Source organism: Massilioclostridium coli, assembly GCF_900095865.1.
Taxonomy (GTDB): Bacteria; Bacillota; Clostridia; order Oscillospirales; family Ruminococcaceae; genus Massilioclostridium; species Massilioclostridium facile.
In genome coordinates this window covers 1-5,259 of sequence record NZ_FMIZ01000003.1, presented here as the reverse complement: position 1 = coordinate 5,259, position 5,259 = coordinate 1, and the positions used below count along the sequence as shown (strand labels likewise).

At 50.4% G+C, this 5,259-nt stretch carries 8 protein-coding genes; 7 read left to right on the top strand and 1 reads right to left on the bottom strand.

Annotation, left to right across the window (positions count from 1 at the left end; all coding sequences use genetic code 11):
* Window positions 1-125 precede the first annotated feature (125 nt).
* The 7 genes from BQ2683_RS00070 (at window position 126) to BQ2683_RS00045 (ending at window position 4,842) form a co-directional block, all read left to right on the top strand.
* On the top strand, window positions 126-1,577 hold the full coding sequence (locus tag BQ2683_RS00070; protein ID WP_021658355.1) for a hypothetical protein: 1,452 nt from the start codon (window positions 126-128) through the stop codon (window positions 1,575-1,577).
* Window positions 1,578-1,832: 255 nt separating this feature from the next.
* On the top strand, window positions 1,833-2,099 hold the full coding sequence (locus BQ2683_RS00065) for a type II toxin-antitoxin system RelB/DinJ family antitoxin (RefSeq protein ID WP_033119556.1): 267 nt from the start codon (window positions 1,833-1,835) through the stop codon (window positions 2,097-2,099).
* Window positions 2,092-2,370 carry a type II toxin-antitoxin system YafQ family toxin gene (locus tag BQ2683_RS00060; RefSeq protein ID WP_021632616.1) on the top strand — a complete coding sequence of 93 codons (279 nt, stop codon included), beginning with the start codon at window positions 2,092-2,094 and terminating at the stop codon, window positions 2,368-2,370. Before BQ2683_RS00065 ends, BQ2683_RS00060 begins: the two co-directional genes overlap by 8 nt.
* A gap of 72 nt (window positions 2,371-2,442) precedes the next feature.
* Window positions 2,443-2,886, top strand: coding sequence for a hypothetical protein (locus tag BQ2683_RS00055; protein ID WP_235843865.1), 444 nt, complete (start codon window positions 2,443-2,445; stop codon window positions 2,884-2,886).
* Window positions 2,887-2,924: 38 nt separating this feature from the next.
* Window positions 2,925-3,302: a translation elongation factor Tu domain protein gene (locus tag BQ2683_RS00050; RefSeq protein ID WP_021748087.1), complete on the top strand. Its 378-nt coding sequence runs from the start codon at window positions 2,925-2,927 to the stop codon at window positions 3,300-3,302.
* A complete protein-coding gene (locus BQ2683_RS13315; protein ID WP_159427337.1) occupies window positions 3,292-3,438 on the top strand; it encodes a hypothetical protein in 147 nt (48 codons plus the stop codon). The genes BQ2683_RS00050 and BQ2683_RS13315 overlap by 11 nt, the downstream gene beginning before the upstream one ends.
* A gap of 156 nt (window positions 3,439-3,594) precedes the next feature.
* The gene (locus tag BQ2683_RS00045) at window positions 3,595-4,842 is read left to right on the top strand and encodes a plasmid recombination protein (RefSeq protein WP_015517767.1); all 1,248 of its coding nucleotides are present in this window, start codon (window positions 3,595-3,597) and stop codon (window positions 4,840-4,842) included.
* 196 nt (window positions 4,843-5,038) lie between these two features.
* On the opposite strand, the gene BQ2683_RS13525 is transcribed toward BQ2683_RS00045, so the two are convergent.
* A partial coding sequence (locus BQ2683_RS13525; protein WP_205408136.1) for a hypothetical protein occupies window positions 5,039-5,259 on the bottom strand: 221 nt, incomplete at its 5' end.

Sequence of the window (5,259 nt, the reverse complement as noted above, 5' to 3'; positions counted from 1 at the left end):
GACTTTCTCTTTAAGGCGGCGTAGCCGCCGCTCTTTTGCTCCCCCTTTTCCCCCTTCCCGCCCGCAGGCGATCCCCGCCGCAGCGGATTTTCTTTTTGGTACTTTTTCTTTTGTGAGGTGGTAATATGACCGAGAATTATCGAGGCTGCTACGAGTATTTGAGCGCACAATATCCGGAGGTCGGAGGCTATGAGTTTTATAAAGAGCTGTTTCCGGACAATGAGAACTCCGGAGAACGGCACACGGATTTTTCCCATCCGAACGCTGTGTATCTGTATCGGGACGAACAGAGCGAGGATAAGAAGCTCCGGCGCAGGAAGATGTATAGCGACACATGGGAACAGGATTACATGGAGTTTGTCGAGAGGAACAGCCTTACTTTGTGCAGCGGTCTTGCATATCGCAGAAAGGAGAACAGGCTGGAGAACGCCCAGCGGATGTATGCTCTGATCTTCGATCTGGATGGCGTAGGTCTTGCCGAGCTGCGCAACCTCTTTCTGCGCTTTGGCGGCGATCCGGAGCGAGTGCGCCGGTTGCCGATGCCGACTTTCCTTGTTCTGTCGGGGACAGGGCTGCATATCTACTATGTTTTCCAGCAGCCGATTGACCTATACCCGAATATAAAAATTCAGCTTAAAAGTCTGAAATATGACCTCACTTTCCGGCTATGGGAGTATGGCAGCACTTCGCAGGTCAAGGCGATCCAGTATCAATCCATCAATCAGAGCTTCCGCATGGTGGGCAGCATCAATGACAAGCATGGGACGGAGCTGGTCGCTTTCCGTACCGGAGAACGGGTAACGCTGGATTATCTGAACGCCTACGCAAAGCCAGAAAACAGGGTGGATGTCAATAAGCCTTTCAGCCCATCCAAAATGACACGAGCTGAGGCGAGGGAGGCATATCCGGAGTGGTATGAGCGTGTTGTTGTGAGAGGCGAGAAAGGACGCAAGAAGTGGGATATTGCCGGAAAGGTGCATGGTGATGATCCGTATGCGCTCTACCATTGGTGGCTGCGGCAGATCGGAGAGATAAAGGGCGGGCATCGGTATTTCTTTTTGATGTGCCTTGCTATCTATGCTTACAAATGCGGTGTGTCGAAGCAGCAGCTCCGGCAGGATATGAAAGAGGCTTTTGATGATCTGCAGATGGTGAAGCATGAGAACGCATTGACCGAGGAAGATATACGGAGTGCGCTGGAAGCCTACGACAAGGAGTATTACAATTTCACGATTTCCGATATTGAAGCTCTGACCGATGTTCGCATCGAGCGCAACAAGAGGAATGGTAGATCACAGAAAGAGCATTTGAAAAGAGCAAGGGCGGTGCAGGAAGTGGATTATCCTGGCGGCACATGGAGAAGAAAAGGGGCAGAAGAAAAGAAAGCGCAAGTCTATGCGTGGCGGCAGGAGCATCCAGAGGGACGCAAGGCCGATTGTCATAGGGACACCGGACTTGATCCGAAAACGATCCGCAAATGGTGGGACACCGTACCGGAGGGGCATATAACGGTCAAAATACGCCCATCACAGGCTTTGAGCGATCTGTTGGTGGAGGAATTTAAGAAAGGGCTGTAAACGCCCCAGAAACGCCCTACAAGGCGTTTTCGGGGCGGGTAAGGGTTTTTATATTACCCCACCGAAAACGAGGCTTGAAAACCGCGCGAAATAAGGCTTTTTCACCCCCTAAATGTACACGCTGCGGTGTTCCCATATAGAAAGCACTGTTCATAGAAAAGTTGCAAAAAAACATTTGCAATGCACTTGCAAATGTCACGAATATTGAATATAATATTAGTGCAAGCTAAAAATGACGAGGAAAGGAGTGCTATTATGGCTAAAGGAAATATGACGATAAGAATGGAGCCGGAGCTGAAAGCACAGGCGGCAGCTCTCTTTAAGTCCCTCGGAATGGATTTGAGTACGGCAACGGGTATTTTTTATCGACAGGCACTTAGGTGTCATGGACTTCCCTTTGAAGTCAAGGTTGACGAGCCGAATGCTGTTACCTATGCGGCGATGGAGGCGGCAGAAAAGGGAGAGGATATGTATGGTCCGTTTGATAGCGTTGCAGATCTGATGGAGGCGCTGAATGCTTAAGCCGGAGTTTTCGGGGCAGTTCAAACGAGATTACAAGCTTGCGATCAAGAGAGGCTGCGATCCGAAGAAGTTGGAGGAAGTGATCACGCTGTTGTGTAACGAGCAGCCGTTGCCGGAGGCGTATCGAGATCATGCTCTCACTAATTCCAGAAATTATAAGGACATGAGAGAATGTCACATCGAGCCGGACTGGCTGTTGGTCTATAAAGTTGTTCGGCAGACTTTGATTTTGAAATTGATAAGGACGGGATCTCATAGCGATTTGTTTTGAGATTAACTCTGGATGAAAGAGTGGTGATGATATTTGGCGGGTGTAATAACGGAAATTGCAATAGAATGTGGTGTGTCGGAACAGGCAGTTCGTGCATGGTGTAGGCGAAACCATGTTGCGAAAGATGCGAAAGGAAGTTTCGCAATCAGCGAAAGTCAAAAAACCGCCATATATCAGCATTATTTAGGTGTTGAACGAAAGCAAGTTTCGCAACCGGCGAAAGCAAGTTGCGAAACTTGCGAAACCACTTTGATCGCTATGCTGCAGGGAGAATTAGACCGGAAAAGCGAGCAACTTGCTGTAAAGGACAAGCAGATCGAGGAACTGAACGCAAGGTTGGCGGAGGTCAGCTCGGCGTTGGTGACGGCACAGCAGACTGCGGCAGCGGCCCAGGCTCTCCATGCTGGGACGATGCATCAGCAGCTTCTTTCCGGCAAGTCCGGAGCCGATCAGCCGGAGCGTGAGACAGAACCGGTTCAAAAGCGTAGCTGGTTTAGTAGGTTCTTTGGGGACTAAACAGAACGACAAATCGGAAGTTATAAAGGAGAAACACTATGGGATTATTTGGTAAAAGCAAAAAAGAGCGAGAAAAAGAGTATATGAACAGATTAGATGTTCCATTATGTTTAAAAGAAGACTTTGAATTGATTATTGATGATGTATTTACAATTATGGGGGTTGGAACAGTTGCCACAGGAAACATATCAACAGGAATGTGTAGAGAAGGAGAAAATGCGTGTGTTTATAAAACAAATGGAGGTGTATTAGAGACTATAATTACTACCATCGATATACATACAAAAGAACGAAAATCAAATGGTTGTGGATATAAAACAGAACATGTTGGACTTGGGTTAAGAGGAGTTTCTAAGGAACAATTAGAAAAAGGAGATAGAGTGATTGTAAAGAATGCCAATATGTATGGAATGTAATTACAAATTCCAGTTTATCGGTGGGATGAAGTTCGGGGAGCCGTCCGCAGACGGCAGGGGCAGCGCCCCTCCGGAGCTGGCAGAGCAGCAGGCACGAGCCGGCAGTGAAGCAGCTCCGGCAACCCCTCCCCTTTAGGGGCGCAAAGCACTTTCACACCGCTGCACCGATGGGGTGGCGGTGTGAAAGTGCTTTTGCGTTACTTTCTCACCAGAAAGTAACAAAGAGGTTGTTTTTAGCGGAAATTTATGATAAAATAGAGGACGGAAGAATAAGCGGAAAGGGGGCGATTTTATGGGAGTTACGATTTCGGGTATGACAGGTGCAGGGAGCATCCGGCACAACAACCGCAGCTTCTCAGCGGCGAATGTAGACCGGAGCCGGACGGAGCAGAACATTGTTTTCTGCAACGAGGATCTGAAGCAGGTCTATCATATGGTCTTTGATGAAGCTCTCGCAGCCTACAACGCAAAGAAAACCAAAACGAGAGATAAGATACCGGACTACTATGAGCATATCCGGCAGAGTAAACAGGAAAAGCTGTTCCATGAAGCGATCTTCCAGATCGGCAACATGAGCGACTGTGGGTGCGGTACGCCGGACGGAGAACGGGCGGCGGCAGCTCTGAAAGATTTTGCGGAGTCTTTTGCAGAACGCAACCCCCATCTGCGGGTGTTCAATATGGTGCTGCACATGGACGAGGCAACGCCCCATCTCCATGTCGATTTTATCCCTGTGGCAACGGAGCAGTCAAGAGGACTTTCTACAAGGGTATCTATGAAACAGGCATTGAAGCAGCAGGGGTTTGTCGGTGTCGGCAGAAAGCAGACCGAATGGGCGGCGTGGATGGAACGGGAGAAAGAAGCTCTGACGGAGATCGCCCAGCGGCACGATTTTGAAATTATCTCTCTCGGCACGAACAGACCGCACATGGACTTGCCGCAGTTCAAGGAAGCGGCTGCGAGGCTGGAAGCGGTGCAGCAGCAGACAGCGGCAGTAGAGCGGGAGGTTGCTGAGCTGGAACGGCAGCGGGACGCTCTGAAAGGCACCGTGCGGCTCTTAAAGGAGGCTGACAGGGTAAATGCACCCCTGCATGATATTCAGCCGGAAAAGACGCTCACAGGGGCAGTAAAGGGCGTGACGGTGGATCAGGTCGAGCAGCTAAAGAAAATGGCACTGCGCAGCGTGACGGATCGGCACAAGGTACAGGAGCTGACGGAGGAAAACACCCGTCTGCGGTCACAGGTGCCGTCCATGAAGAAGCGGCTGGAAGAAGCGCAGCGGCAGCAGAGGCTTGAACAGGAAAACCGGAGGCTGCGCGATGAAAACTATTATCTGCAATCCGAGCTGCAGGAGGAACGCAGCTTCACCGAGCGTCTGACGGACGGCATCGGTCGGATGCTGGACTTCTTGGAAGAACACTTGCCGGAGCGTCTGCGTCCTCTGCTTGAAAAGGCGAGGGAGCTGCTGCCCGATCCGGAGATTGGACAGCAGCAGGAGCAACAGCAGCACCAGCGAGGAATGGGCGGCATGGAGCTGTAAAAGAAGCCTGTCCGGAGGGCTTGAAAATCTCTTTCGGACAGGCTATAATAACAACTGAAAATAGGGAATTGCTGTATTGATAATCTAAGCCCCCTGTAAGGGTTCTCCCAACCTATATTTTCTCTCTCTGAAAGGGAGAAAGTCGGAGGGGAAAAAGGGGGTGAGCGGAGGGGTGTTGGAAGTGTGGTAAACCTCGTTAGAGGTTTTCCAAGCCACTGTGGTAAACCCATCGGGTTTTCCATAGTGGCGGCACTTTCAATGACCCGCAGCGAGGGGGAAAAGGGGGAGGTGACTTTCTCTTTAAGGCGGCGTAGCCGCCGCTCTTTTGCTCCCCCTTTTCCCCCTTCCCGCCCGCAGGCGATCCCCGCCGCAGCGGATTTTCTTTTTGGTACTTTTTCTTTTGTGAGGTGGTAATAT